27 protein-coding genes and 1 pseudogene are annotated in these 25,139 nt (G+C 72.4%); 15 read left to right on the top strand and 13 right to left on the bottom strand.

Going from position 1 to position 25,139, the window contains the following annotated elements; translation table 11 throughout:
- Positions 1-65: 65 nt before the first annotated feature.
- Both ABD194_RS09565 and ABD194_RS09560 read left to right on the top strand, forming a co-directional pair.
- Positions 66-647 carry a hypothetical protein gene (locus tag ABD194_RS09565; protein WP_343990641.1) on the top strand — a complete coding sequence of 194 codons (582 nt, stop codon included), beginning with the start codon at positions 66-68 and terminating at the stop codon, positions 645-647.
- Positions 648-747: 100 nt separating this feature from the next.
- A complete protein-coding gene (locus ABD194_RS09560) occupies positions 748-1,962 on the top strand; it encodes a pyridoxal phosphate-dependent aminotransferase (RefSeq protein WP_343990639.1) in 1,215 nt (404 codons plus the stop codon).
- A gap of 24 nt (positions 1,963-1,986) precedes the next feature.
- Here ABD194_RS09560 and ABD194_RS09555 read toward each other — a convergent pair whose 3' ends face one another.
- Positions 1,987-2,268, bottom strand: coding sequence for a hypothetical protein (locus tag ABD194_RS09555; protein WP_343990637.1), 282 nt, complete (start codon positions 2,266-2,268; stop codon positions 1,987-1,989).
- Positions 2,269-2,289: 21 nt separating this feature from the next.
- Here ABD194_RS09555 and ABD194_RS09550 point away from each other — a divergent pair, with 21 nt between their 5' ends.
- From ABD194_RS09550 to ABD194_RS09535, 4 genes are all read left to right on the top strand, one after another.
- On the top strand, positions 2,290-2,733 hold the full coding sequence (locus ABD194_RS09550) for a hypothetical protein (protein ID WP_343990636.1): 444 nt from the start codon (positions 2,290-2,292) through the stop codon (positions 2,731-2,733).
- 269 nt (positions 2,734-3,002) lie between these two features.
- Positions 3,003-3,488, top strand: coding sequence for a hypothetical protein (locus ABD194_RS09545; RefSeq protein WP_343990634.1), 486 nt, complete (start codon positions 3,003-3,005; stop codon positions 3,486-3,488).
- A gap of 123 nt (positions 3,489-3,611) precedes the next feature.
- Positions 3,612-4,625: an LLM class flavin-dependent oxidoreductase gene (locus ABD194_RS09540; protein ID WP_343990631.1), complete on the top strand. Its 1,014-nt coding sequence runs from the start codon at positions 3,612-3,614 to the stop codon at positions 4,623-4,625.
- 30 nt (positions 4,626-4,655) lie between these two features.
- Positions 4,656-5,084: an OsmC family protein gene (locus tag ABD194_RS09535; RefSeq protein ID WP_343990629.1), complete on the top strand. Its 429-nt coding sequence runs from the start codon at positions 4,656-4,658 to the stop codon at positions 5,082-5,084.
- Between the two features lie 58 nt (positions 5,085-5,142).
- Here the strand turns inward: ABD194_RS09535 and ABD194_RS09530 are convergent, their stop codons facing one another.
- The 5 genes from ABD194_RS09530 to ABD194_RS09510 all read right to left on the bottom strand — a co-directional run bounded on the left by ABD194_RS09530 (position 5,143) and on the right by ABD194_RS09510 (position 10,664).
- A complete protein-coding gene (locus ABD194_RS09530) occupies positions 5,143-6,480 on the bottom strand; it encodes a L,D-transpeptidase family protein (protein ID WP_343990627.1) in 1,338 nt (445 codons plus the stop codon).
- 179 nt (positions 6,481-6,659) lie between these two features.
- A complete protein-coding gene (locus ABD194_RS09525; protein ID WP_343990625.1) occupies positions 6,660-7,484 on the bottom strand; it encodes a thioesterase family protein in 825 nt (274 codons plus the stop codon).
- Positions 7,485-7,528: 44 nt separating this feature from the next.
- Positions 7,529-8,227: a TetR/AcrR family transcriptional regulator gene (locus ABD194_RS09520; RefSeq protein WP_343990623.1), complete on the bottom strand. Its 699-nt coding sequence runs from the start codon at positions 8,225-8,227 to the stop codon at positions 7,529-7,531.
- A gap of 42 nt (positions 8,228-8,269) precedes the next feature.
- The gene (locus ABD194_RS09515; RefSeq protein ID WP_343990621.1) at positions 8,270-9,253 is read right to left on the bottom strand and encodes an L-lactate dehydrogenase; all 984 of its coding nucleotides are present in this window, start codon (positions 9,251-9,253) and stop codon (positions 8,270-8,272) included.
- 40 nt (positions 9,254-9,293) lie between these two features.
- On the bottom strand, positions 9,294-10,664 hold the full coding sequence (locus ABD194_RS09510) for an aspartate aminotransferase family protein (RefSeq protein WP_343990619.1): 1,371 nt from the start codon (positions 10,662-10,664) through the stop codon (positions 9,294-9,296).
- Between the two features lie 149 nt (positions 10,665-10,813).
- On the opposite strand from ABD194_RS09510, the gene ABD194_RS09505 reads away from it, so the two are divergent.
- Positions 10,814-12,196 (top strand): NAD(P)/FAD-dependent oxidoreductase, encoded by a 1,383-nt coding sequence (locus ABD194_RS09505; protein WP_343990617.1) that lies wholly within the window; start codon positions 10,814-10,816, stop codon positions 12,194-12,196.
- A 153-nt stretch (positions 12,197-12,349) separates the two neighbouring features.
- Positions 12,350-12,511: a hypothetical protein gene (locus ABD194_RS09500; RefSeq protein ID WP_343990832.1), complete on the top strand. Its 162-nt coding sequence runs from the start codon at positions 12,350-12,352 to the stop codon at positions 12,509-12,511.
- Positions 12,512-12,525: 14 nt separating this feature from the next.
- Here ABD194_RS09500 and ABD194_RS09495 read toward each other — a convergent pair.
- From ABD194_RS09495 to ABD194_RS09470, 6 genes and pseudogenes are all read right to left on the bottom strand, one after another.
- A pseudogene (locus ABD194_RS09495) lies at positions 12,526-12,582 on the bottom strand (Mini-circle protein); the annotation flags it as partial.
- Between the two features lie 50 nt (positions 12,583-12,632).
- A complete protein-coding gene (locus ABD194_RS09490; protein ID WP_343990615.1) occupies positions 12,633-13,442 on the bottom strand; it encodes a 2-phosphosulfolactate phosphatase in 810 nt (269 codons plus the stop codon).
- 10 nt (positions 13,443-13,452) lie between these two features.
- Positions 13,453-13,644 carry a hypothetical protein gene (locus ABD194_RS09485; RefSeq protein ID WP_343990613.1) on the bottom strand — a complete coding sequence of 64 codons (192 nt, stop codon included), beginning with the start codon at positions 13,642-13,644 and terminating at the stop codon, positions 13,453-13,455.
- 60 nt (positions 13,645-13,704) lie between these two features.
- On the bottom strand, positions 13,705-14,139 hold the full coding sequence (locus tag ABD194_RS09480; RefSeq protein ID WP_343990611.1) for an MmcQ/YjbR family DNA-binding protein: 435 nt from the start codon (positions 14,137-14,139) through the stop codon (positions 13,705-13,707).
- 39 nt (positions 14,140-14,178) lie between these two features.
- The gene (locus ABD194_RS09475; protein ID WP_343990609.1) at positions 14,179-14,898 is read right to left on the bottom strand and encodes a DsbA family oxidoreductase; all 720 of its coding nucleotides are present in this window, start codon (positions 14,896-14,898) and stop codon (positions 14,179-14,181) included.
- Between the two features lie 83 nt (positions 14,899-14,981).
- Positions 14,982-15,821: an alpha/beta fold hydrolase gene (locus ABD194_RS09470; RefSeq protein WP_343990607.1), complete on the bottom strand. Its 840-nt coding sequence runs from the start codon at positions 15,819-15,821 to the stop codon at positions 14,982-14,984.
- Between the two features lie 74 nt (positions 15,822-15,895).
- Between ABD194_RS09470 and ABD194_RS09465 the strand changes: the two genes are divergently transcribed.
- From ABD194_RS09465 to ABD194_RS09450, 4 genes are all read left to right on the top strand, one after another.
- Positions 15,896-17,611, top strand: a complete 1,716-nt coding sequence (locus ABD194_RS09465; RefSeq protein WP_343990605.1) for an alpha/beta hydrolase — start codon at positions 15,896-15,898, stop codon at positions 17,609-17,611.
- 14 nt (positions 17,612-17,625) lie between these two features.
- Entirely contained in the window at positions 17,626-18,267 is a 642-nt protein-coding gene (locus ABD194_RS09460) for a hypothetical protein (protein WP_343990603.1), read from the top strand.
- 188 nt (positions 18,268-18,455) lie between these two features.
- Positions 18,456-19,193: a dienelactone hydrolase family protein gene (locus tag ABD194_RS09455; protein WP_343990601.1), complete on the top strand. Its 738-nt coding sequence runs from the start codon at positions 18,456-18,458 to the stop codon at positions 19,191-19,193.
- A gap of 33 nt (positions 19,194-19,226) precedes the next feature.
- Positions 19,227-20,951, top strand: a complete 1,725-nt coding sequence (locus tag ABD194_RS09450) for an alkaline phosphatase D family protein (RefSeq protein ID WP_343990599.1) — start codon at positions 19,227-19,229, stop codon at positions 20,949-20,951.
- A 110-nt stretch (positions 20,952-21,061) separates the two neighbouring features.
- Here the strand turns inward: ABD194_RS09450 and ABD194_RS09445 are convergent, their stop codons facing one another.
- Positions 21,062-22,129: a LacI family DNA-binding transcriptional regulator gene (locus tag ABD194_RS09445; RefSeq protein ID WP_343990597.1), complete on the bottom strand. Its 1,068-nt coding sequence runs from the start codon at positions 22,127-22,129 to the stop codon at positions 21,062-21,064.
- 251 nt (positions 22,130-22,380) lie between these two features.
- Between ABD194_RS09445 and ABD194_RS09440 the strand changes: the two genes are divergently transcribed.
- From ABD194_RS09440 to ABD194_RS09430, 3 genes are all read left to right on the top strand, one after another.
- Entirely contained in the window at positions 22,381-23,133 is a 753-nt protein-coding gene (locus ABD194_RS09440) for an ABC transporter permease (protein ID WP_343990595.1), read from the top strand.
- 150 nt (positions 23,134-23,283) lie between these two features.
- On the top strand, positions 23,284-24,312 hold the full coding sequence (locus tag ABD194_RS09435; RefSeq protein ID WP_343990593.1) for an ABC transporter substrate-binding protein: 1,029 nt from the start codon (positions 23,284-23,286) through the stop codon (positions 24,310-24,312).
- A gap of 2 nt (positions 24,313-24,314) precedes the next feature.
- A complete protein-coding gene (locus ABD194_RS09430; protein ID WP_425579968.1) occupies positions 24,315-25,136 on the top strand; it encodes an ABC transporter ATP-binding protein in 822 nt (273 codons plus the stop codon).
- Positions 25,137-25,139 lie beyond the last annotated feature (3 nt).

The following is a 25,139-nucleotide window of genomic DNA, read 5'->3' as shown; positions in this document are numbered from 1 at the left end:
TCACGGATCGGCGACACTTGCCCGTCTCGCTTTCGGCGGCGGCGACGGTGTCCCACACTGTGCCGGTGAGTGACTCCGGCTTCGTCGACGACGCCCCGGGCGGCCGCGAGCCATCGCGCCATGCCGCCGCGGACCGCGCGCCGGAGGGTCGGGAGACGGGTGGGCCCGCGATGGGTGGGCCCGCACCGGCGCCCGGCCCGGGCCGGCGTCGCCCGTCGGTGGCCGGCACGGTCTTCGTGGTGCTGGTGCTGGGCCTCTTCGGCTTCGGGCTCTGGGCCTGGTCCTCGCGCGTGCACGCCGACGACGTCGCGGCCTATGCGGACCTCGTCAAGGAGATCGGCGTGATGGACCGGACCCTGGTCCCACTGGGGCACGGGGAGATGCCGCCGTGCCGCGAGCCGGGGGACGGGCTCGTGACCCGGACGTACCCGGAGTCGACCGGACCGCAGGCCGCCGAGCTCATCGGCTACCTCACCCAGAACGGCTGGACGCGGCAGACCTCCGCGTCGCCGGCCTTCGCCCACCTCGTGCGCAGCGTGGTCGGCCACACGCTGACCATCGACGTGGCCGCCCCGAGCGAGAACGCCCTCGTCGAGTCCCTGACCGCGCACAGCCCCGCCAGCTCCTTCGGGTGCGTGCTGCGCTGACCCGTGTGCGCTGACCGGGTTGTGGGACGAGACCCACGACACGGGCCACATCGTGGGAATGGCTCGGCTCACGGCATACGGGGATGGGACGCTGGGCGGCATGCGCGCGGTGACCCAGAGCAAGAAGCTGCAGAACGTCTGCTACGAGATCCGGGGGCCCGTGCTCGCCGAGGCCAAGCGGCTCGAGGACGAGGGGCACCGCATCCTCAAACTCAACATCGGCAACCCGGCCCCGTTCGGTTTCGAGGCGCCCGAGGACATCCTCGTCGACGTCATCCAGGAGCTGCCGACGGCGCAGGGCTACAGCGACAGCAAGGGAATCCTCTCCGCCCGCCGCGCGGTCAAGCAGCACTACGAGGTGCGTGACTTCCCGGCCCTGGGGGTGGAGGACATCTACCTCGGCAACGGCGTCAGCGAGCTCATCGTCATGGCGATGCAGGGCCTGCTCGACAACGGCGACGAGGTGCTCATCCCGGCCCCGGACTACCCGCTGTGGACCGCCGCTGCGAGCCTCGCCGGCGGCACCGCCGTCCACTACGTGTGCGACGAGCAGGCCGGCTGGGCGCCCGACCTCGACGACATCCGCAGCAAGATCACCGACCGCACCCGCGCCATCGTCGTCATCAACCCCAACAACCCGACGGGCGCGGTCTACCCGCGTGAGGTGCTCGAGGCCATCGCGCAGGTCGCCCGCGAGCACGAGCTGATCGTCATGGCCGACGAGATCTACGACAAGATCCTCTACGAGGGCGCGACGCACACCTCGATCGCCTCGCTCGCGCCCGACCTGCTGTGCCTCACCTTCAACGGCCTGTCCAAGGCCTACCGGGTCGCAGGCTTCCGCTCCGGCTGGCTCGCGATCACCGGCCCCAAGGAGCACGCCCGCAACTACCTCGAGGGCCTCGACATCCTCGCCAACATGCGCCTGTGCGCCAACGTGCCCGCGCAGCACGCCATCCAGGTGGCGCTCGGCGGCTACCAGTCGATCAACGAGCTCATCCTGCCCGGCGGCCGGCTGCTCGAGCAGCGCAACGTCGCCTGGGAGATGCTCAACGCGATCCCCGGCGTGTCGGTGACCAAGCCGGAGGGCGCGCTCTACCTCTTCCCGCGCCTGGACCCGAAGGTCCACGACATCCGCGACGACGAGCGCTTCGCCCTCGACCTGCTGCGCGAGCAGAAGATGCTCGTCGTGCACGGCACCGGCTTCAACTGGGCCACGCCCGACCACTTCCGGCTCGTCTTCCTGCCGCGGGTCGAGGACCTCGAGGACGCCGTCGGCCGGCTCGAGAAGTTCCTGTCGACGTACTCGCAGTAGGTCGTGTGCCGCCCCCCGCCTGCTTCAGCGTGAGGTGGCCCACCACTTGAGCAGGAGCCCGAGCAGCACACCCCAGACCACGGTGAGGACGAGGCTGAGGACGACGGCGAGCAGCGCGGGTCTGCGGCCGGCCCGCTCGTGGCGCGCGAGACTGAGGCCGGCGAGGGCCAGCCCGAGCAGCTGCGGCAGGAACACGAACCCGAACACCACCGCGGACAGCGACGCGACGACGGCGCCGCGCGCCAGCGGCGCCTCGGTGGCCAGCCGCGGCAACGCCACGTCGTGGGGACTTTCGGGATCACTCACGCGTTCAGCGTAACGATGAACGTGACCACTCCCTCTCGTGCGACGCGTCCGTATGCCGTCCGCCCGGCCTCGCGGCGCGGGCTCGCGGCGGGCGCGGGCCTCCTCTTCGTCCTCGCCCTCGCCGCGTGCAGCAGCCCCGACCCCACCTTGACCGACCTGCCCTCGGACGTGGCCAGCGCCCGCCCCACGATCTCGGCGGAGGAGGCGAAGTTCGTGCTCGCAGCCCAGAAGCTCGGAGCCAGGGTCACCGGTGCGTCGGTGGACGACGACATCCAGACCGGGACCACGACGTGCTGGGCCCTCGAGAACGGCGGCGTGAACCTCGGCCAGATCGCCGTCGACGGCGACGACCGGCCGTTGCCCGACAGCGGTGACGGGCTGCGGACCAAGCAGCTGATGGCCGCCGGCGTGCAGGCGTTCTGCCCCGACTACGACAACCAGATCGCGCAGCTCAAGCTGCCCTGAGACGGCCGCGCCCAGGGCGTCGGCGCCCTGGTGTTCGCTCATGACGACAGCTGCGGCGACGGTGCAGGCGCGTCCCGCCGCGCGCGCCGTCGGCTGGCGCAGGTTCCGCTACGGCCTCCTCGTCGTCGTTCTCGGCCTGCTCGGGTGCGCGGTGTTCGTCGCCGACTGGCCCTCGACCCTCAGCGACCTCGAGGCGGACATCGACGTCGGACGGGTCGACGAGGTCCGCGTCCAGGGCGCTGCCACCGGGGGCCAACGGGTACGCCACCGTGACGCTGGCGTGGGACGACGGCCTACGCCACCGGTACGCGTCGGTCGTGGAGGGCAGCGACGCCTCGGCAGTGCAACAGGGTGCCCACCCCGGCAGTGAGCAGGTCGTCGGCAGCGTCGAGAAGCAGCTGAGGTCCCTGAACGCCCCGGTGCGGATCACGGGGACCGACGAGGCGATCTCCCCACAGGGGCTGGGTGCCTGGCGCTTCCCCGGCTGGTTCTCCACCGCGGTCCTGCTGGCGTGGGCCGCTTCGCTCGTGCTGCTCACGCAGGGGCCCGAACCCTGGTGGGCCACCCGCGCCGCCTGGGGATGGGGGCTCTTCTCGCCTGCGGCGGTCGTCCTGGTCCCGCTGTTCCTCCTGCTGTCCGGGCCCCCGCCTGGCATCGCCTCCTCCGGCGAGTCGGGGCGTCGGCTCCGGGGTGGTCTGGCCTTCGTGCTGCTCTGGTTGGTCGGCCCCGCCCTGGCGCGACAGGTGACGGGCTGACGGTGACGGGCTGACCCGTGCGCTCGCGGTCGGGAGGTGCCGGCCGGCGGTCAGCACACCGCCGGACGTGAGCGCGCGCGCTTCGTCGGAATAGCCCGACCCACCCCGCCCGTTGGCACCCTCGTGAGTCCTGCCGCCAGAGCCCAGCTGAACATCCTCGACCTCGTGCCCGTCCTCGACGGGGGCACCGCCGGTGAGGCGATCGCCTCCACCGTCGAGATCGCCCGCCACGCGGAGAAGTGGGGCTACCAGCGCTACTGGATGGCCGAGCACCACAACATGAGCGGAGTCGCGTCCAGCTCGACCGCGGTGCTCATCGGCCACGTCGCCGACCAGACCGAGTCCATCCGGGTCGGCGCGGGGGGCATCATGCTGCCGAACCACGCGCCGTACGTCGTCGCCGAGCAGTTCGGCACGCTCGCCACGATGCACCCCGGCCGCATCGACCTCGGCCTCGGCCGCGCCCCGGGCACCGACCCGTTCACGACCCGCGCGCTGCGCCGCAACGAGGCCGCCGCGATGAACTTCGCGGGCGAGGTCCAGGAGCTTCTCGGCTACCTCGGTGACCCGGACCCGGACGCCAAGGTGCGCGCCATCCCGGGTGAGGGCACGCACGTCCCGATCTGGATCCTGGGCTCGAGCCACGGGGGTGCCCAGGTCGCGGCGGCCCTCGGCCTGCCGTACTCCTTCGCATCGCACTTCGCGCCGGCGGCACTGATGAGCGCCCTCGAGGTCTACCGCTCGCGGTTCGTGCCGTCCACCGAGCCCGGCGGGCTCGACGCGCCGCGCACCATGGCGGGGATGAACGTCATGGTGGCGGACACCCAGGCTGAGGCGGAGCGCCTCTACACGAGCGTCCTCTCCCGCTTCCACAGCATCGTCACCGGCCGTCGGGGCGGCGTCACCCAGCCCGTCGGCGACATCGACAGCCTTCTGGCGCAATGGAGCCCGGCCGAGCGCCAGGCCGTCTCGGACATGACCCGGGTGTCGCTGGTCGGCACGCCCGACACGGTGCGCGAGGGCCTGGCCGGCTTCGTCGAGGCCACCGGTGTGGACGAGGTCATCGTCACGTGCGGCGCCTACGACACCGCCGACCGGCTGCGCAGCTACGAGCTGCTCGCCGACGCCTGGCTCTGACCCCACCGTACTTCTGAGAGGCTGCAGCCCATGAGCGAGAGAGACCCCAAGGACCTGCGTCGCGTCACCCTGACCCGCGACGGCGTCGGCCGCTACACGGTCCACAACGACCGCGGCGGCTCCATCACCACGAGCTCGGGCACCGACGAGCTCTCGCCGGTGGAGCTGCTCCTCGCCGGCATCGCCGGGTGCACCGCCGTCGACGTCGACACCGTCACGACGCGACGCGCCGAGCCGGAGCAGTTCGAGGTCGAGGTGACGGCCGACAAGGTGCGCGACGAGCACGGGAACCACCTGCAGGACATCGAGGTGCGCTTCCGCGTCCGCTTCCCCGCGGGCGAGGGCGGCGACGCCGCCCGCGAGATGCTGCCCAAGCTCGTCCAGCGGTCCCACGACGAGTGGTGCACGGTCAGCCGCACCGTCGAGCTCGGCCAGAAGGTCACGACCACCATCGAGTGAGCCACGTGGATGTTCCCGATGGCGTATGCCGCCTGCCGCGGTCCGCGGGCCGGTGCCGTCAGTGGCGCACGACCACCTTGTCGCCGACGCGGACCTGGAAGTAGAGCGACTTCACCTGGGCGAGGTCGGCGATGTTGACGCATCCGTGGCTCGAGCTCGCGTAGCCGAGGCGCGCGAAGTTCGACGAGTAGTGCACCGCCTGGCCGCCGGAGAAGAACATGGAGTACGGCATCGGCGTGAAGTAGAGGTTCGAGATGACGTACTCGTACATCCGGGACACGTAGAAGGTGCCCTCCCGGGTCTCCCGGCCGGGTCCTCCGAACCTGGCCCACATGGCCATGAGCGGCTTGCCGTTGACGACCCACGTCAGGGTCCGGGTGGCCTTGTCGACGCACATGACCCGGCCGGTGCGGCACCGTGCGTCGAGGGATGCGAGGCTCGGCATGACCGGGCGCAGCCCCGCGGTGTAGCGGTAGGCGTCGAAGGTGCCCGGTCGGTAGGTGTCGGTCACCAGCCGGCTCCACGTGCGCTGGTCGATCACGCCCGACTGCGGCAGGTTGTGCGTCTGCTGGTAGACGAGGACGGCTCGGTCGAGCGCCGACCAGTAGACCCCCGTGATGGCATACGGCCACCGGCCCACGGCCCTCAGGCGCAGCTGGGCCTCGCGGACCGAGGCCGCCGCGGCAGTGCGGGGGATCGCCGTGGGAGAGGCGGTCAGGGCGCGGAGACGGTCCCACGTGCGCTGGTCGACGACTCCGCTCTGGGGGAGGTTCTGGGCCTGCTGGAAGGCGAGGACGGAGCGGTCGACGGCCGACCAGTAGATGCCGGTGATGGCGTAGGGGAAGCGGCCGAGGAGCTTCAGGCGGACCTGCAGGTCCTTGACCGACGAGCTCGCCGCCGTCCGGCTGATCGCCGTCGGGCTCGCGGTCAGGGCACGGAGGCGGTCCCACGTGCGCTGGTCGACGACTCCGCTCTGGGGGAGCTTCTGGGCCTGCTGGAAGGCGAGGACGGAGCGGTCGACGGCCGACCAGTAGATGCCGGTGATGGCGTAGGGGAAGCGGCCGAGGAGCTTCAGGCGGACCTGCAGGTCCTTGATGGCCAGAACCGACGAGGTGCGGCCGATGACGGCGGGGACGGGCGCCGGCGCCGAGGTCTTCGTGGGGGGCGGCGGGGTCGTGGTCGGCGGCGCGGTTGCCGTGGTCGTCGGCGGCACGGTCGTCGTGGTGGTCGTCGTCCCGGCGCTCGTGGCGTCCGCCACGCTGGAAGCGGTCGGCGTCGGCGTCCCCGTCGCCTCGTCGGCGCGCGCTGACGGCGTCGCCACGGTGATCGCCGCCAGGACCGCGACCGCTGCGGCTGTTCCCGCGAGTCGCTTCCTGCTGAACTCGAGCTGCCTCATGGTGTCCCCTGTCTCGTGCCCCGAGGCGCCGCGGCGCACCGGTGGATGGATCGGGCGCGGACCGCGCCCCTCATTGTGGCAGCGCGGATGCCGTTCAGCGCGCCCAACTTCTCATCCTGACGCGTCGGCCGGACGGAAGGTTGTCGACGGGTGTCCGCAGCGTGGTCGCGGTGTGCCGCTCAGCCGCCCGGCAGCTGCCGCACCGTGAGGATCTGCTCGGCGCGCCCGACCGGCCCCAGCTCGTCGTGCAGCGTCGTCGACGTGATGCCGAGGCCCGTCGGGCCCATCGTCACCGAGGTGTCGAAGCCGACCCAGCCACGCGCGGGCTCGCGGAAGAGGTGGACGGTGAGGTCGACGTTCGGGAACATCCACTCACGCGGCGAGACTCGCACGGCGATGCCGTTGGCGGTGTCGGCCAGTCGCACGAGATCGGCTGTGGGAGAGCAGGACTCGCCGTCGACGAGCGCGTTGCGGGCGCGGATCCACGCGCGCGTGCGGCCCGGCCGCCGTTCCGGGTCGACGCGGAACTCGAGGCCCTCGATGTAGCCGCCCTCCCAGGTGTCCGTCCCGCTCCACGGCTCCATCTCGTCAGGGCCGGGGATCGGCGCCAGCTCGACACCGGCCGCCGCCTGCGAGTCGTGGGCCGCGAGGCGCCAGGCCTCGGCGCGCACCACGGCGCGGTCGTCGACGAGCATCGTCGCTTCGACGAGCTCGATCGTGCGTCCGGGCCTCGTCGTGCGCACCTCGACCCGGCTCGGCCGGGCGGGGATCATGCCGAGGATGTCGAAGGAGATGCGGGCCAGCTGCATGCCCTCGCGCGGCTCGTGCAGGTCGAGCTCGTGGGCCAGGATGCCGCTGACCGGAGCCATGTGCTGCTCGTCGTCACGCCAGGCGCCCTGCACGTGGACGGTCGGCGCGTAGAGGCCGGGGCCGAGCCGTCGGTAGAAGGCGGGGGTGTCGCGGTCGAGCCCGAGGGCGGTGCTGCTGTCGGTGTCGCTGGTCACCTGCCCACCCTAGGAGCCGGCCCGGGCGGGTCCCGGACCGGACCTCACTCAGGGTGGTCGGAGAGCCCGAGGCCGAGGTCGACCATCCGCACGAGGCGGGGTGCGAGCTCGTGGACGGCGCCGGGCGGCAGGTCGCGCAGCGGACCTTCCAGGGCGAGCATCGCCAAGCCGTGCACCGCCGACCAGGCCAGCAGCTCCGCACCGGGGCGTTCGCGCTCGGACAGCACGCCGGCCTCGAGCATGGCGTCCAGGGAGTCCGACAGCAGCTGGAAGGGCGTGCGGCCGCTGTCCCCGGCCGCCTCCGTGGACGCGGCCCGGCTGAGGTCGACGGGCACGGCGAAGGCGGTGCGGAACAGGCCCGGCTCGTCCATGGCGAAGCGCAGGTAGCCCACGCCCACCGCACGGAAGCGGGCCCGGGCGCGGGCCGCCGGGTCGAGGTCGGCCGGGAGGGCGTCCATGGTCGCGCTGATGACGTCGGCGGCGCGGGCCTGCGCCAGCGACACCACCTGGTCCAGCAGCGCGTCACGGTCGGTGAAGTGCCGGTAGGCCGCGTTGGCCGAGACCCCGACGCGGCGCGTGGCCTCGCGCAGGACGACCTTGTCGGGCCCACCCTCGCGGGCGAGCTCGAGACCCGCCTCGAGCAGGGCCCGCCGCAGGTCGCCGTGGTGGTAGGTCCCGCGCGGTGTGGGCGCCGACGCAGCAGCCGAGGCGGTGTCGGGCTCGCTGGCGGCGGACGGGGTCACAGGGCCATCATCCTCCGGCGCCGCAACGACCCCACGCCGCCCTCAGAAGCCGAACCGTCGCGCCGTCTCGCGCACGGCGTCCGCCGACGCGCGCAGGCCGGCAAGCTCGGCGTCGGTCATCGGCGCCTGGACGCGCTCGCCGACCCCGCCGGCGTGGACGATCGCGGGCACGGACAGACAGACGTCGCTGATGCCGTGGTAGTCGTCGAGCAGCGACGAGACCGGCAGGATGCGCCGCTCGTCGTAGAGGACGGCCTCGACGATCCGGGTGGCGGCCAGCCCGATGGCGTAGTTCGTCGCGCCCTTGCCCTCGATGACCCGGTAGGCCGACTGCACCACGTCGGTCGCGATGCGGCCCCGCGCCTCCTCGTCGAGCGCGATGCGGCCGTCGGGCCTGCGCCACTGCAGCAGCGGCACCGAGCCGATCGAGGCGGACGACCACAGCGGCAGCTCGGAGTCGCCGTGCTCGCCGACGACGTAGGCGTGCACGCTCTGCGCCGCGACGCCGGTGTGCTCCGCGAGCAGGAACCGCAGGCGCGAGGAGTCGAGCACGGTGCCCCAACCGAAGAGCCGCTCCGGTGGCAGCCCCGAGACCTTGAGCGCGGCATACGTCACCACGTCGACGGGGTTGGTGACCATGATGTGCACGGCATCGGGCGCCACCTCCACGAGCCGCGGCAGGATCGCGCGGACGATGGCGATCGTCGACTCCGCGAGGTCGAGCCGCGACTGGCCGGGCTTCTGCTTGGCGCCGGCCGTGAAGACGATGACGTCGGAGTCGGCGAGCACGCCGATGTCGTCGGAGCCCTCGACGTGCGCCATGGGCACGAACTGGATGCCGTGGCTGAGGTCGAGCGCCTCGGCGTGCACCTTGGCGGCGTTGACGTCGAAGAGCGAGACGGTCTGGGCGACGCCACGCATCAGGGCGGCATACGCCAGGGTGGCGCCCACGGCTCCCGCGCCGACGATGCCCAGCTTCGTGCGACGGCGGCGACGCGTGTCCTCGGCGAGTGCCTCGACGGTCATGGTCCGGTGCTCCTCGGGTCGGCGGCAGGTGCGCCCCACGCTAGCGGGGGGCGTCGGCGCCGAAGAGCTCGTGCAGGCACTCCTTGAACATCGTGGTGTGCGCCTCGACGTCGGCGGCCGACGTGGCGGGGCTCATCAGCGCCATGTTGTGGAACGGCGTCAGCAGGATGCCGCGGTTGAGGGCGTAGAGGTGGAGGTACTGCTGCAGCTCGAAGTCGTCGGCGTCGTGCGCCTCCTGCCCGTCGCGGGAGGGGCGCGCGGAGAAGTTGTACTCGGCCCGGGCGCCGAGCCGGGTCACGTGCCAGTCCGCTCCGACGGCGTCGATGCCGGACTGCACTCCGTCGGCCCACGCGTCGGCGAGCGGCACCATGTGCTCGAAGGCCTCGGCCGTCATGACCTGCTCCAGGGTGGCCTTCATCGCCGCCATCGACAGGCCGTTGCCGGAGAGCGTCCCGCCGATGCCGCCCACGTCGATGTCCTCGAGCTCGACGGAGCGGGCGATGCGGTCGGCGATGTCCTGGCTGAAACCGAAGGTGCCGCAGGGGATCCCGCCACCGATGGACTTGCCGATGACGAGCAGGTCGGGCGACAGGCCGTGGGCGGCGGTGTAGCCGCCCGGCCCCGCGCAGATGGTGTGCGTCTCGTCGTTGACGAGGAGCGCGCCGTAGCGGGTGGCGAGCTCGCGCACGCCCTCGTTGTAGCCGGGGTCGGGCAGCACGATGCCGATGTTCGTCAGAGCCGGCTCGACGAGGATCGCCGCGACATCCCCGTGGGCGAGGGCCTGCTCGAGCGCCTCGAGGTCGTTGAACTCGACCACCCGCGTCGTCTCGGACGTGTCGACGGGAGCGCCGATGTTGCTGCGGCGGTTGACCGTCGAGCCGTCAGAGCCCAGCGTGGCGAAGGCCTCGTCGACGGAGCCGTGGTAGCACCAGTTGTGGACGACCACCTTGCTGCGCCCGGTGAGGTGGCGGGCGTAGCGGATGGCGTGCCGGTTGGCGTCCGTGGCCGTGAGCGTGAACTGCCAGTAGGGCAGGCCGAAGCGCTCGGCCAGGCCCGAGGACACGGCGATGGCATCCTCGGTCGGGAGCATCGTGGTGATGCCGCGCGAGAGCTGGCTGGTCACCGCCTCGACCGTCGGCGCGGGGGAGTGGCCCATCATCGCGCCGGTGTCGCCGAGGCACAGGTCGACGTGGTCGATGCCGTCGACGCAGGTGAAGTGCGCGCCCTCGGCGTGCTCGACGAAGACGGGGAAGTCCCCGGGCCACTTGACCATCCAGCTCATCGGCACGCCACCCGGCATGTGCGCGGCGGCCCGTTGCGCCAGGGCCTGCGACTGCGGTCGGGCGGCGGTGAAGGCGGCGCGCTCGCGGGCGTGCAGCTCGGCGAGTCGGTTCCGGTCCACGGTGCTCATGCCCAGATCATGCCGTGAGGAGCGTGACGGCGGAAGTGGTTGTCTGAAGTCCGAAAGGCAACGGATTCCGAAGGCGTTGGAACCGCATTCCAGTGAAATGGCATGGGCGGGGGTCGTCGCACACGGCCGGAAGTGGCATGATCCCGGCCATGCCCCCGACCGGATTCCGCGGCCTCAGCCTCTGGCACGACACGATCGGCGAGATCGAGCCGCGTCCCGCTCTCACCGCCGACCTCGAGGTCGACGTCGCGGTGGTCGGAGCCGGCTACACCGGGCTCTGGACGGCATACCACCTCGTCACGGCCGACCCGGCGATCCGCGTGGCGGTCATCGACAAGGAGGTCGCCGGCTTCGGCGCCTCGGGCCGCAACGGCGGCTGGTGCTCGGCCCTCTTCCCGGCCTCGCTGAAGCGGATGGCCGCCGAGCGGGGCCGCGACGCGGCCGTGCGGATGCAGCACGTGCTGCACGCGACCGTCGCCGACGTGGGCCGCGTCGCCGCCGAGGAGGGCATCGACTGCCACTTCGACCAGGGCGGCTACCTCTCCGTCGCGCGCAACCCGGCGCAGCTCGAGCGGGTCCGCGCCGAGGTCGCCGACCACCGCCGCTGGGGCTTCGGCGAGGAGGACCATCGCCTCCTCGACGCCCACGAGGTGACGGACGTCGCCGGCGTCAGCAACGCCCTCGGAGGCTCGTTCACGCCGCACTGCGCCGCGATCCACCCGGCCCGGCTCGTCCGCGGCCTCGCGGACGCGGTGGAGCGGCGCGGCGTCCGCATCTTCGAGCACACGACCGCCGTCGACGTCCACAGTCGCCGCGTCGTGACCCCGCACGGCACGGTCCGCGCCGAGCACGTCGTGTTGGCCACCGAGGGCTACACCCCGGCCGTGGCAGGCCGGCGCCGCGCCATCGCGCCGGTCTACTCCCTCATGACGGCGACCGAGCCGTTGCCCGACGACGTGTGGGCCCAGATCGGCCTCGAGAAGCGCACGACGTTCGCCGACAACCGGCACCTGACGATCTACGGCCAGCGCACCCGCGACGGGCGGATCGCCTTCGGCGGCAGGGGCGCTCCCTATCACTACGCGTCGAAGGTGTCGCCGCGCTACGACCGGGACGAGCGCGTGCACGCCACCCTGCGCCGCATCCTCGTGGAGCTCTTCCCGGTGCTCGAGGGCGTCACCTTCACCCACGAGTGGGGCGGCAACCTCGGCGTGCCTCGCGACTGGTTCCCGTCGGTGCGGCACGACCGCCACACCGGCCTCGCCTTCGCCGGCGGCTACGTCGGCGACGGGGTCGCGACGTCGGCGCTCGCCGGCCGCACGCTCACGGCCATGATCCGTGGCGACGACCCGGACGGCCTGGCGACGCTGCCGTGGGCCGGCCGCACCTCCCGTGACTGGGAGCCCGAGCCGCTGCGCTGGCTCGGCGTCAACGCCGTCACCGCCTTGATGACCTCGGCCGACTGGTCGGAGCGCCGCACCGGACGCCCCTCGCGCGCGGCGTCGACCTTCTGGGCGGCGCTCGGCCAGTAGGGGCTCCGCGTCTGCCGGAGATCCCGTGTGCCGTGCCTCCGCAGACCCCCATCGCGCGGCTCGATGTCCCATCCTTGTCGGGATCCTGTCGAAATCGCCCGTTCCCGTTCGTCGTCTCGGTGACCGCGCACCAAGACCTGGAGGACCGGACACATGAAGTTCCTGCTGACGGACAGCGGCGTCACCAACCCGAGCATCCACGCAGCACTCGCCGGGATGCTGCGCAGACCGATCGCCGAGTCGCGGGCCCTGTGCCACCCCACCGGGATGTACGGACATCCCATGGTCGGCACCTGCTGGCGGGCTGCGCACTGACGGAGCCAGCCGCGCTCGACGTCAGCGAGATGTCGGACCAGGCCCAGGAGCGAGAGGTTCGACGGCGGCACGGCACCCTCCGGCCGCGAGGCGGACAGCCGGTCGTGACCGCGGACCGCAGCTAGGCGGATGCCGTGAAGGCACCGTCGACGAGCAGCGGCACGTGGTCGGAGGCGTCGAGCTCGGCCGCGATCTCGACGTCGCTCGGCCAGCCCTGCTCGACGAGCTCGCGTCCACTGGCGCACTCGCCCAACGCCCGGGCGACGCGCTCCTGGACGGCCAGCCACGCCGCACCGGCGGCCTGGGCCTCGGGGCTGAGCAGCAGCGGGCCGGCGCGGTGCTCGAGCCGGGCGGCGAGTGCGGCGACGACGGCCCCGGCGCCCCAGAGGTCCTCGACGGCGGGGCGCAAGGATCCGTCGGGCCAGCGCTCGCCGGCCGGGACCACGACCACGGCCGGCTGCGCCGGTGAACCGCCCGACGACTCGAGCCAGCCGACGAGCCAGGCCGCTACCGCCGCACGGTTGCGCAGTGACGCGGCCACGACGTCCGCGCCGGCGTCGGCCAGGACGGCGCTGATCGTCGATCCGTTCGGTGACGGCAGGACGAGGCCCTCGACCGGCCCGGCCGCGCGGATCGAAGCCGGCGACAGGCTGACGCCGCCATCGGTCCGGGTCGCCGACCGCGGCCCGGCCAGCGTCGCGCCGACCGAGTCGGCGAAGGCCCGGGCCGACTCGTCCTTCCAGCGATAGGGGTGCACTCGCATCCCGGCGTCCATCGCGACCGACACGCACGTCGTGAAGCTGAGGACGTCGACGACGACCGCGCACACCGGTGACCCGGCGGCGACGGCATACCTGCTCAGCGCCTCGGCGGCGCCGGGACCCCAGCCGAGGCGGACGACGTGGCGGTCCTGTGAGTGCCAGGGCTGCATGCGGCCCAACCTAGGGGGTCGAGGTCGAGGGCGCGGGGGTCGTCGACACGGTGGGCGTGCGCGGCGTCGCCGGACCGAGGTGCAGGCCGCCCGCGGTGTGCAGGATCGCCAGACCGGCGAGGAGCATGAGGGCCGCCGCCGTCAGGGTCAGCACCATGGCGCGCCGTGACCCGAGGTCCACCGGGTCGGTCTGCTGTCCCATGTGCGCCTTTCGTCGACTCAGCGAGCCGTACCTTACGCGCCCGACCGACCTCGAGCGCGCTCAAACGGGACCCGGCCCGCCGGGCCCGCGAGGGTCGTCGAGGCCCTGGACCAGCCGGGCAGGCGCCGTGAGCCGGTAGGAGGTGTCGACGAGCTCGGCCACCTCGTCCCAGTCGACGCCCGCGACGCCACGCTGGTGGCGCAGGTCGAGCATCAGCCAGCCGTACGGGCCGTAGTAGCCGGGGACGACGAACCGCTCGTCCTGGAGCAGGGCCGGCCGATCGGTCTCCTCCGGAAGGACGAGGAGCGCCTGGCGGTACGGCTCGGGGTCATGGTCGCCCTTGACGACCCCGCCGTAGACCGCGAACACCTTGCGGGTGAAGAAGTTCGGGCGTCCGTGCGAGAGCTTCTCGTCGGCGCCCGGCAGCGCGAGGCAGATCGCCCGGAGCCGGTGGAGGTAGGGGTCCGTGCTGTCGAACATCGCCGGGTGCGCCATCCGCTCACGGTAGGCGAGCGGGCGTCCCGGCGGATGGGATCAGGCCCCGCAGGCGCCGCCGCAGCCGCCGGCGCCGCACCCACCACCGCAGCCACCACCGGCCGCGACCGGCTCGAGCACCTCGTGGCGGTGCTCCCACGCCGTCTCCAACGCCTGGCTGAAGACCTCCGGCGGCTGGGCGCCCGAGACGCCGTACTTGCGGTCGAAGACGAAGAACGGCACCGACTCGATGCCGAGCATCTTGGCCGTCGCCTCGTCGCTGCGGACGTGGTTGCCGTAGTCCTCGGACTCGAGCATCGCGCGCACCTCGTCGCCGTCGAGGCCGAGCTCGGTCGCCAGCCGAACGAGCACGTCCCGGTCGCCGACGGCCAGGCCGTCGGTGAAGTAGGCGCGCATCAGCCGCTCGTGGGCGGCGTCGGCCAAGCCGTGCTCGGCGGCGAGGTGCACGACGCGGTGGGCGTCGAAGGTGTTGCCGTAGCGCGCCTGCTCCCAGTTGAACTCGAGCCCGAGCTCGGCGGCAGCCGCAGCCATCGACCGGTGCTGGGCGATCGCCTGCTCGCGGCCCGTGCCGTACTTCGCGGCGATGAGGTCGACGAGAGAGTGCTGCGAGACAGGCTCGGCTCCACGGTCGAGCTCGAAGCTGTGCCACGTCACCTCGACCTCGTCGGCGTGCTCGAAGCGCTCGAGGGCAGCCTCGAGGCGGCGCTTGCCGAGGTAGCAGAACGGGCACACGATGTCGGACCAGATGTCGATCTTCACGGTCGTGCAACCTACCCGGGGGCGCGCGTGTTCCCCGCATCGCGGGAGGCGTCGGTCACCCAGACAGAAGAGGGCGTATGCCGTCAGCTCCCGCGCGCGACCCGGCGCAGGATCGCTGCGGCGGACTCGGCGTCGCGGGTCTCGGGCAGCCAGTGACCCGCATCGAGATCGACGAACTCGTAGTCGCCCCCGACGTGCTCGCGGGTCAGCTCGGCGGCGGTCCGGCCGAGAAACGGGTCGCGCGAGCCCCAGACGTAGGTGGCGGGGACCTCGAGCCGGTGCGCGCCGACGTGCGAGCCGCGGGCGGCGCGGTACCAGTTGATCGGTCCGGCGAGCGCGTCGGCGCGGGCCAACCGGGCGGCATACCTGCGCTGGTCCTCGGACGGCAGCCCCGAGCAGGTCAGGAGGGAGTGGAAGCCGGCGGCGAACGTGCGCTCGGGCAGCCACGGCAGCTGGAAGGCCGCCATGTACCAGGACTTCCGCTTCTGCTCGAGCGTGGCCTTGAGGGCCCGGGCCATCGCAGCGGGATGGGGCGTCGAGAGGACGGTGACGGTCGCGACGCGGTCGGGATGGTTGCAGGCGACGAGCCACGCCACCGCCCCGCCCCAGTCATGGCCCACCACGTGCACGCGCTCGCGGCCGGAGGCGTCGACGAGCGCGAGGACGTCGGCGACCAGCTCCTCGAGCCGGTAGGCGTCCCGCTCGCGGGGGCACGCTCCCGGCGAGTAGCCGCGCTGGTCGGGAGCGAGGGTGCGCAGCCCGGCGTCGTGCAGCCGCGCCGAGACCCGCTCCCAGCTGGTCCGGTCGGTCGGGAAGCCGTGGAGCAGCACGACGACCTCGCCGTCGAGCGGCCCGGCGTCCGTGACGTCGAAGCGCAGCCCGTCGCGGCTGAAGGTCGTGATGCGCTGGTTCGGGTCTCGCATGGCCCCATCCTGCCCGTTGGGGCGAGCCGCAGAACCCGGCACGGCCGCACATCGCAGCGACCTACTGTGGAGCCATGCCCGACGTGCCGGTGCCGGAGGTGTCGCCCTCCCGCAGCAACCTCCGGGTGCCCCGCCCGTGGTGGCACCTGTCGCGCACCGGGCTGCTCTTCGGCGCCGCCTACTTCCTCACCTCGATGGCGCCGAGCCTGCTGCCGCGCACCTGGTACTACCAGGGCCTCATCAGCGGTCTCTGCGCTGCCGTCGGCTACGCGCTCGGCGTCCTGGTCTCGTGGGTCGTGCGGCGCATCTCCCGGCTCGTCGACCTGCACGTCACCGTGAGCGGGGAGGCCCGCCACTGGCTCCTCGTGGCCGCGCCGGTCTTCGGGGCCGTGGCGGTGCTGGGCCTGACCGTCGCCAACGTCCGGTCCCAGGCGCGCACGGCGGCCGTCGTGCACCTCACCCCGCTCGACCCCCTCGACTGGGCGCTGGCGCTGGCGCTCGCCGCCGTCGTCGCCGTCCTCTTCCTCGTCGTCGCCCGGGGGCTGCGCGGCGCGACGCACCAGCTCGCCGAGGCCGCCGGGCACGTGCTGCCGAGGGCGATCGCGACCGTCGTCGCGGTGCTGGTCGTGGGGCTCACCGCGGCCTGGGTCACCGACAGCGTGCTCTTCCACCGCACCATGCAGGCCTTGGCCGGTGTCGCCGCCCAGGGCAACACGGCTCCGACCGGCAGGCCGGCGCCCACCTCGCCGCTGCGCTCGGGAGGGCCGGGGTCGCTCGAGTCCTACGCCGGCCTCGGCTACCAGGGCCAGATGTTCGTCACGAGCGCACCGACGCCGGCCGAGATCACGGCCGCGACCGGCCGTGGGGCCATCGAGCCGATCCGGGTGTATGCCGGCCGCACGGGCGACCGCACGGTGTCTGACGTCGCCGACGCCGTCGTCGCCGAGCTGGAGCGGACGGGCGCGTTCCAGCGGCACGTGCTGGCGGTCATCACGACCACGGGCACCGGCTGGGTGGACGACTGGTCGGCCCAGTCCATCGAGTACCTCAGCAACGGCGACAGCGCGATCGCCGCGATGCAGTACTCCTACCTGCCGAGTGCCATGTCGATGATGACCGACCGCGACACCCCTCGCGAGGCCGGCAAGGCGCTCTTCGACAAGGTGTATGCCGTGTGGCGCACCCTGCCCGAGGGCCGGCGTCCCCAGCTCGTCGTCGGCGGCGAGTCGCTCGGGTCCTACGGCGGCCAGGCGGCCTTCGCCGACGCCCGAGACATGCTGGCCCGCGCGCAGGGCGGCGTCTGGGTCGGCACCCCGAGTTTCACCGACATCGCGGCGCAGCTCACCACCGAGCGCACCCCCGGCTCGCCCGAGATCGTGCCGGTGGTGGACGACGGGCTGCACATCCGGTTCGCCGCGAGCGGGGACCAGCTGACCCACGACTACGACGGCCGCGACTACGGCGCCTGGGACTTCCCGCGCTTCGTCTACGCGCAGCACCCCTCCGACCCGGTCGTCTGGTGGAACCCCGAGCTGCTCGGCGCCGAGCCGGACTGGCTGCGTGAGCCGCGCGGCCGCGACGTCAACCCCGACGTCACGTGGATCCCCTTCGTCACGTTCTGGCAGCTGACCACCGACATGGCGGTGGGGCACGACCCGCCCGACGGCTACGGCCACCGCTACGGTCCCGAGCTCGTGCCCGCCTGGGGCTCCGTGCTCGGCGGGTCGCCCACCGACGACTACTCGAAGGTGATCGCCGGCATCGAGAAGACCGTCAACCGGGTGGCGTGACCTAGGCTCGGCAGGTGCCGGCGCAGCGTTTCCACGGGCAGATCGCGGGCGTCGGGTCGACCTCCGGCGTGCGGGTCGTCGTCGGCTCGTGGCTCCGGACGCCGCTCGGGTCCTTCGGCGACGCGATGGTCGAGACGGCCTCGGGGCACCGGGTCCTGGTCGCGCCCAGCCGGCCGGTGGCCGAGTTCATCGAGGCGACCTACGTCTTCGACGAGGTCCGCCTCGAGCCGATCACCGTCAGCTCCACGTCCGGCCGGTGGAGGGTCGCCTCCGCGTCGCTCGCGCTCGACCTCACGGTCGGGGGACGTATGCCGCTCGGCCGGCTGCTGCACGTGGTCCCGGTCCGTCTGGCGGCCAGTCCGGCCTGGGCGACGCTCGTGGACCCGGTCGCGCGCCGGGTCCTGCGCGGCGTCCGGACCCGGGGCACCGCGCTCGCCGGCCGCCGCGAGTTCTACGGCGCCACCGACCTGCATACCGTGACGGCGCTCGAGGGCAGCTTCGACGGCCGTCCCCTGGGCGAGCTCGCGCCGGTGGACCCGCCCTGCCGCTTCGGCTTCTCCTCGACCCCGCGCCGTCCGTCCGTGACGACCGTGGTCACCACGGTCGTCACGACCGCGAGCGACTCATCGAGGGGCAGTAGCTCGGCCCCACGGTAGGCGGGACGGGCGCCCTGGACGTCCTCGTGCTCGTCGGGGCTCCTGGTCACCGCTGTGTCCTCCTGGAGACGGCCGACCACGTACCACGTGCTCCGAACGCGTCACGTCGCACCCATCGGTCACCGCGGCGGACGGCATACGGCTCGGAGGTCGGGGACGATCCCGGCGAGACCGGGTAGGACTGGGGAATGGGCACGATGATCGAGTTTCCCGCGCACGGCCTCACCGCGTACCGCGCCGACCCGGACGGGCAGCCGCGCGGCGCGGTCGTCGTCATCCAGGAGATCTGGGGCCTCGTCGACCACGTGAAGGACGTGACGGACCGCTTCGCGGCCCAGGGCTACCTCGCGGTGGCACCGGACCTGCTCGGGCACGTCGGGCTGACCCCGGAGGTGGGTGGCCGCATCTTCGACCTCATGATGCGTGGCACCGAGGAGGACCGGCTGGCTGCGCAGCCGCAGATGCGGGCGGCGACGACCCCGGCACGACAGCCGGAGTTCGCGGCCTGGGCGGTGCCGGCCCTGCGCCACGTCGTCGACTCGCTCGTCGACGAGCCGGGCGTCGCGGGCCGGGTGGGCGTCGTCGGCTTCTGCTTCGGGGGGACGTGCGCGTTCACCCTCGCTGCCGCCGACGAGCGGCTTCGCGCGGCCGTGCCGTTCTACGGCCACTTCCCGGAGAACGCCGACCCGGCGACGATCGCCTGCCCCGTCCTGGCCTTCTACGGCGAGCAGGACCACGGGATCACCGACGGCGTGCCGGAGCTGGAGAGCCGGATGGAGGAGGCCGGCGTCGACTTCACGGCGCGGGTCTACCACGGCGTCGGCCACGCGTTCTTCAACGACACCTCGCCGTCGAAGTACGACGCCGAGGTGGCCTCCGACGCCTGGGACCGCACGCTCGCCTTCTTCGGCGAGCACCTTTCGTGACTGCGGCGACCCGATGTGCAGTAAGCCTGTGCCATGACTGACTCCGCGCTGCCGCAGGATCCCGCCGGCCCGCTCGTCCTCGGCCCGATGCTGCGCTACATCGGCGAGACGGACGCGACGGTGTGGGTCGAGACCGCGAGCCGCGCCGTGGTCACCGTCCACGCCGACGGTCGTGCGTGGTGCGCGCCGACCTTCCGCGTCAAGGGGCACCACTACGCGCTCGTGGTCGTCGACGGGCTCGAGCCCGGCGGAGCCTGGGAGTATGCCGTCAGCATCGACGGCGCGCCCGTGTGGCCCGAGCAGGGCAGCGAGTTCCCGGCACCGCGCCTCCGCACCGTCGACCGCCACCGGCCCACCCGGCTGCTCTTCGGCTCGTGCCGCACGACGGTGCCCAATGACCGCGAGGGGCACCGGACCAACGGGGTGGACGCGCTGCGCACCCTCGCGCTCGCCCTCGCCCGTGACGAGCAGGAGTGGCCCGACCTCGTGGCCTTCCTCGGTGACCAGGTCTACGCCGACGAGACCCCCGAGGCGATGCGCGAGTTCATCGCGTCGCGGCGCTCCCTCGACGAGCCTCCCGGCACGGAGATCAAGGACTACGAGGAGTACGCCCACCTCTACCGGCTCGCCTGGGGCGACGACGCCAACCGCTGGCTGCTCTCGACGCTGCCCAGCTGCATGATCTTCGATGACCACGACGTCCGCGACGACTGGAACACCTCGTGGTCCTGGCACGAGGAGATCAACCGGACCCCGTGGTGGGACGAGCGGCTCATGGGCGCCCTCTCCTCGTACTGGGTCTACCAGCACATCGGCAACCTCTCGCCCGGACAGCTGGCCGAGGACGAGGTGTACGCACGGGTGCTCGACGCCGCTGCAGGCTTGGCCGGGCGCGGTGCCGAGGAGGACGGCGAGGAGCTCGACCTGACGGAGGCGGTCTTCGACCTCTCCCGACGCGTCGACCGTCACCCCGACGTCTACCGCTACAGCTACCGGCGCGACCTCGGCGACAGTCGCCTCGTGGTCGTCGACTCGCGCGCGGCGCGCGTCCTGGAGCCCCACCACCGCTCGATGCTCGACCCGGCCGAGATGCGCTGGCTCGACGAGCAGCTCACGGGCGACGTCGAGCACCTGCTCATCGGCACGTCCCTGCCCTTCCTGCTCCCGCCGGGCCTGCACGACCTCGAGGCGATCGACGAGGCGCTCGCCAACGGCACCCGGGGGCGACTGCTTGCGCGGGCGGCTGAGAAGGCGCGCCAGTCCATCGACCTCGAGCACTGGGCCGCCTTCAACGACGGCTTCGTCGAGGTGTTCGACATGGTGCGGCAGGTGGCCCGCGGCGAGCGTGGGGCCGCCCCCGCCAGCGTCGTCTTCCTCTCGGGCGACGTCCACAACTCCTACGTGGCCGAGGTCGTCGACGCCGAGAGCCGCCACGGCGCCCGGTCCCAAATCGTCCAGGCCGTCTGCTCGCCGATCCGCAACCCCATGCCGCGAGGGGTCCGGGTCATGATGTCGGCCTTCGCGCGCGGCCTCGTGCGACCGATGCGGTTCGTCGCCGGGCGGTCGCAGCACGTGCCCGACCCGCCTTGCAGCTGGGAGGTGACCGACGGGCCGTGGTTCGACAACTGTCTGGCGCAGCTGACGGTGCAGGGTCGCGACCTGTCCATCGTCTGGCGCGGGGGAGAGGTGCCGGGCGAGGACGAGGAGCACCCGGTGCTCACCACCATCGCCAGCGTGCGGCTCCCGGCGCGCAGCTGAGCACGCGACAGCGACCCGGGTGAGACCCACGACCTTGCCTCGCCCTTCCGCACCGGGCGCCCCGTCCTGCTCGGGCGGCCGCGCTGGCGTGGCGACTCGGTCGGAGCGGCCTAGGCCGGCAGACCTCTCACGAGGCGTGTGCTGTCGCGAAGCACGACCGTCGCTGGGAAGGAAGCGGTCGATGGCGCGTCCCCGGGCGCGGCCAGGGCCAGACGTGCTGCCTCCGCCCCCATCCCCTGGAGGTCGAGGTGGACCGTCGTCAGCGAGGGCGCCGTGTCACGCAGCGTCTTGATGTCGTCGAACCCGGCGACACCCACGGCGTCCGGGACGGGGACCCCGTGGTCGCGGCAGGCGGCGAGCACGCCGAGGGCCATGACGTCGGAGACGGCGAGGATGCACAGCGGCAGCGACGAGCCGGGACCGCCGTGCAGCGCCTCGAGGAGATGCGCCACGCCTGAGTGGGCACCGTCCCGGGTGAAGTCCGTGACGACGCGGGGGAGCAGCTCCACCCCGTCGTACGCGTCCTCACCCGTGGCGTGTCGACGCACCTCCGCCTCGAAGGCGTCGGCACGGTCGGTGGAGGTCCGCAGCCACTTGGGGCCCGCGACCACCACGAAGCGCCGATGTCCTGCTCGCAGCAGCTCGCGTACGAGTTGCCTTGCCCCGGAACGGTTCTCGGGGACGACGGCAGAGAAGCCGTGCAGCGGCTGTCCGATGAGGGCGACGCGTCCGCCGTTGTGCTCGTACGCCGTGCACAGTGCGACGAGGCGGTCCGTCGCCGATGCGGGACTGCTGCGCCGGGAGCCTGCGAGCACGATCGCCTCCGTGCGGTGGGCGGCGAACGACTCGATGGCGGCGCACTCGAGGTCGGGGTCGCGGTACGTGCACGCGAGGAGCGTCTGCTTCCCGGCCGCCTGGGCCGTGGCCTGCACGCCGGCGGCGATGGTCGCGAAGTAGGGGTCGTCGATGTCGTGGACGACGAGGCCCACGAGCGCCGTCGACGAGCGTGCGAGGGCCTGGGCCTGGGCGTTCGGCACGTAGCCGAGCTGGGCGGCGGCGGCACGGACCCGCTCGGTGATGTCCTCACGCGGGTGTCGCGACGACCTGTTGAGCACGCGGGACGCAGTGGCGAGCGACACGCCTGCGAGCGTCGCCACCTGCTGGAGCGTCACTGCCACGACCCGACCTCCTCGTCGTCGTTGGGAATCCAGGGCGCCGGACCAAGCCGTTGACACCCCTCGAGTCCGGACCCTACAGTACCGGAAAGCGCTTTCCGCAGCACCTCTGGCTGGGTGGCGCAGCTAGAGAGAGGACAACGATGTCTCCGCAAGCCGCACTCGACGAGCGGCCTCGGACCGCGGGACGGGCCCCGGCACCGTCGCGCACCGAGGAAGCCCTGGCGCGAAGCGTGTCGCGCTCGTGGCGCCCCGTGGCCTTCGCTGTCGGAGCCTTCGCGCTCTGGTGGGTCACCACGGCCACCGGCCTGCTCCCGCCCTACCTCGTGCCCTCACCCGGCGAGACGTGGTCGGCCTTCGCGCACAACCTCGGCTACTTCGGGTCCAACACCTGGGTCACCGTGCTCGAGACGCTGATCGGCTTTGCGATCGCGGTGGTGGTCGGTGAGGCGGTGGCCGTCGCCATGGTCTACTCGCCGAGCCTGGAACGCACGATCTACCCGGTCGTGCTCTTCGCCCAGGTCATCCCGAAGATCGCCATCGCGCCGCTCTTCGTCGTGTGGCTCGGCTTCGGAGTGGGCCCGAAGATCATCGTGGCCGTGCTCATGGCCTTCTTCCCGATCGTCATCTCGGGCCTGGCGGGCCTGCGCGACGTCGACCCGGAGGTGCTCGAGCTGACCTCCACGATGGGCGCAGGGCGCGCCAAGGTCTTCCGCAAGATCCAGTTCCCGGCCTCGCTCCCGCAGCTCTTCTCGGGGCTCAAGGTGGCCGCCACCCTCGCCGTCACCGGCGCGGTGGTCGGCGAGTTCGTCGGCGCCAACTCCGGCCTCGGCTACGTCATCCTCCAGGCCAACGGCAACGTCGACACGGCGAGCCTCTTCGTGGCGCTGATCATCATGTCGCTCGTCGGCGTGCTCATGTTCGCCGCCATCCAGGTCATCGAGCGCCTCGTCATCCCGTGGCACGCCTCGCAGCGCGGCCTCGGCAGCAACACGGTCCAGCTCTAGGCCGACCCGCGGACCTGCCGCGGCGTCACAGACCAGCACCACCGCACGACCTCGCACCAAGCCCGCGCGCCTCCCGGCCCGGCCGGCCATGCCGTGCTGCCCGCAGACCGCGCACCCCGACAAGAAGTCAGCAGACTAGGAGTGGTTCCCATGCAGCTCACCCGACGACGCGCGGTGGCCTTCGTCGCCGCAGCCGCCACGACCCTGGCGCTCGGCGCCTGCGGCAACGCCGAGGCCGGCACCTCCGGCGGTTCCGGCGGCGGCACCGACGTGACCCTGATGCTCAACTGGTACCCGTACGGCGAGCACGCCCCGTTCTACTACGGGCTCGAGAAGGGGATCTTCGCCAAGCACGGCATCAACCTGACGATCAAGCCCGGACAGGGCTCGACCAAGACCGCCCAGGCGGTCGGCGCGAACCAGGTCGACTTCGGCTGGGCCGACACGCCCGCCGTCCTCTCCAACATCGGCAAGGGCGTGAAGATCAAGAGCGTCGGTGTCTTCCTGCAGACGACGCCCTCGGCGGTCCAGGTCTTCGCCGACAGCGGCATCAACACGGTCGCCGACCTCAAGGGCCGCACGATCGCCGTGTCCGCGGGCGACGCGCCCACGACGACCTTCCCGATCTTCCTGCAAAAGGCCGGCCTGCAGCCGACCGACGTCAAGCAGCAGAACCTCGACGCGGCGGGCAAGATCGCCGCGGTCATCAGCGGTCGCGTGGACGGCCTCATCGGCTTCGCCCACGACCAGGGCCCGACGATCGCGGCCAAGAGCGGCAAGCAGATGCGCTACTTCCGCTACTCCGACGTGGGCCTGAACTTCTACAGCAACGGCCTCATCGCCGCCGACTCGACGATCTCGTCGAAGGCCGACCTCGTCAAGCAGATGGTCGCGGCCACCAGCGAGTCCTTCGCCGCAGCGGAGAAGGACCCGCAGGCGGCGGTCGACGCCATGGCCGGCAAGGACCCGCAGATGCCGAAGAAGGAGGTCCTGCTCGACCAGTGGCAGCAGACCATCAAGGTGCTGCACACGAAGAGCACCGAGGGACAGGCGCCGGGCGCCGACTCGGATGCCGACTGGGACGCCACGATCCAGGTGCTCTCCTCGGCGGGCCTGCTCGGCGCGGCCAAGGACCGCTCGGCCTACTACGACAACAGCTTCCAGCCGACGGGCAAGTGAGCATGGCCTCAGTGACGCTTCACGACACCCGCCGGAGCGGGCCGCCCTCCGCTGCGCACGCCCTCGAGGTGCACGACGTGCACATCCGGTTCTCGTCCAAGCGGGGCGAGGTGACCGCGCTCGAAGGCATCGACCTCACGGTCGAGCGCGGTGAGTTCGTCAGCATCGCCGGGCCCTCGGGCTGTGGGAAGTCGACGCTGCTGAAGGCCGTCGCCGGCCTGACCCGGCCGTCGCGCGGCGAGGTGGTGCTCAACGGGTCCACCGTCACGGGGCCGCGTCCCGACATCGGCTACGTCTTCCAGCGCGCGGCCCTGCTCGAGTGGCGCACGGTCGAGGGCAACATCCTGCTCCAGGGCGAGATGCGCGGCATGCCGCGGGACCGTGCCCGTGCCCGCGCCCGCGACCTCATCGCGATGACCGGTCTCGGGGGCTTCGAGGGTGCCCTGCCCCACGAGCTGTCCGGTGGCATGCAGCAGCGCGTGTCGCTGTGCCGGGCGCTGCTCCACGAGCCCGAGGTGCTGCTCATGGACGAGCCGTTCGGGGCCCTCGACGCCCTCACCCGAGAGCGGATGAACGTCGAGCTGCACCGGATCTGGGAGGAGACCGGCGTGACCGTGCTGCTCGTCACCCACTCGGTGCCCGAGGCCGTCTACCTCGCCAACCGCGTCGTGGTCATGAGCCCGCGACCCGGGCGCGTGCTGCGCCAGCTCGACGTCGCCCTGCCCCGCCACCGCGTCTACGCCGAGACGATGGCCGACCCGGTCTTCCAGCGCCTGACGACGACCGTGCGCGACCTGCTCGGCACGTCGGGCGAGGTCGACTGACCC

The sequence above is a fragment of the Terrabacter terrae genome (assembly GCF_039529575.1).
GTDB classification, from domain to species: Bacteria; Actinomycetota; Actinomycetes; order Actinomycetales; family Dermatophilaceae; genus Terrabacter; species Terrabacter terrae.
The sequence above is the reverse complement of the archived record's forward strand: the minus strand, read 5'-3'. Positions and strand labels throughout refer to the sequence as shown.

Coding starts and splice junctions, on each gene's coding strand:
- ABD194_RS09505 (WP_343990617.1), top strand. CDS start 10,814: ATGCCCCCGACCGGATTCCGCGGCCTCAGCCTCTGGCACGACACGATC.
- ABD194_RS09470 (WP_343990607.1), bottom strand. CDS start 15,821: ATGCGAGACCCGAACCAGCGCATCACGACCTTCAGCCGCGACGGGCTG.
- ABD194_RS09515 (WP_343990621.1), bottom strand. CDS start 9,253: ATGACCGTCGAGGCACTCGCCGAGGACACGCGTCGCCGCCGTCGCACG.
- ABD194_RS09530 (WP_343990627.1), bottom strand. CDS start 6,480: ATGAGGCAGCTCGAGTTCAGCAGGAAGCGACTCGCGGGAACAGCCGCA.
- ABD194_RS09510 (WP_343990619.1), bottom strand. CDS start 10,664: ATGAGCACCGTGGACCGGAACCGACTCGCCGAGCTGCACGCCCGCGAG.
- ABD194_RS09455 (WP_343990601.1), top strand. CDS start 18,456: ATGGGCACGATGATCGAGTTTCCCGCGCACGGCCTCACCGCGTACCGC.
- ABD194_RS09560 (WP_343990639.1), top strand. CDS start 748: ATGCGCGCGGTGACCCAGAGCAAGAAGCTGCAGAACGTCTGCTACGAG.
- ABD194_RS09450 (WP_343990599.1), top strand. CDS start 19,227: ATGACTGACTCCGCGCTGCCGCAGGATCCCGCCGGCCCGCTCGTCCTC.
- ABD194_RS09490 (WP_343990615.1), bottom strand. CDS start 13,442: ATGCAGCCCTGGCACTCACAGGACCGCCACGTCGTCCGCCTCGGCTGG.
- ABD194_RS09430 (WP_425579968.1), top strand. CDS start 24,315: ATGGCCTCAGTGACGCTTCACGACACCCGCCGGAGCGGGCCGCCCTCC.
- ABD194_RS09500 (WP_343990832.1), top strand. CDS start 12,350: ATGAAGTTCCTGCTGACGGACAGCGGCGTCACCAACCCGAGCATCCAC.
- ABD194_RS09435 (WP_343990593.1), top strand. CDS start 23,284: ATGCAGCTCACCCGACGACGCGCGGTGGCCTTCGTCGCCGCAGCCGCC.
- ABD194_RS09485 (WP_343990613.1), bottom strand. CDS start 13,644: ATGGGACAGCAGACCGACCCGGTGGACCTCGGGTCACGGCGCGCCATG.
- ABD194_RS09465 (WP_343990605.1), top strand. CDS start 15,896: ATGCCCGACGTGCCGGTGCCGGAGGTGTCGCCCTCCCGCAGCAACCTC.
- ABD194_RS09535 (WP_343990629.1), top strand. CDS start 4,656: ATGAGCGAGAGAGACCCCAAGGACCTGCGTCGCGTCACCCTGACCCGC.
- ABD194_RS09480 (WP_343990611.1), bottom strand. CDS start 14,139: ATGGCGCACCCGGCGATGTTCGACAGCACGGACCCCTACCTCCACCGG.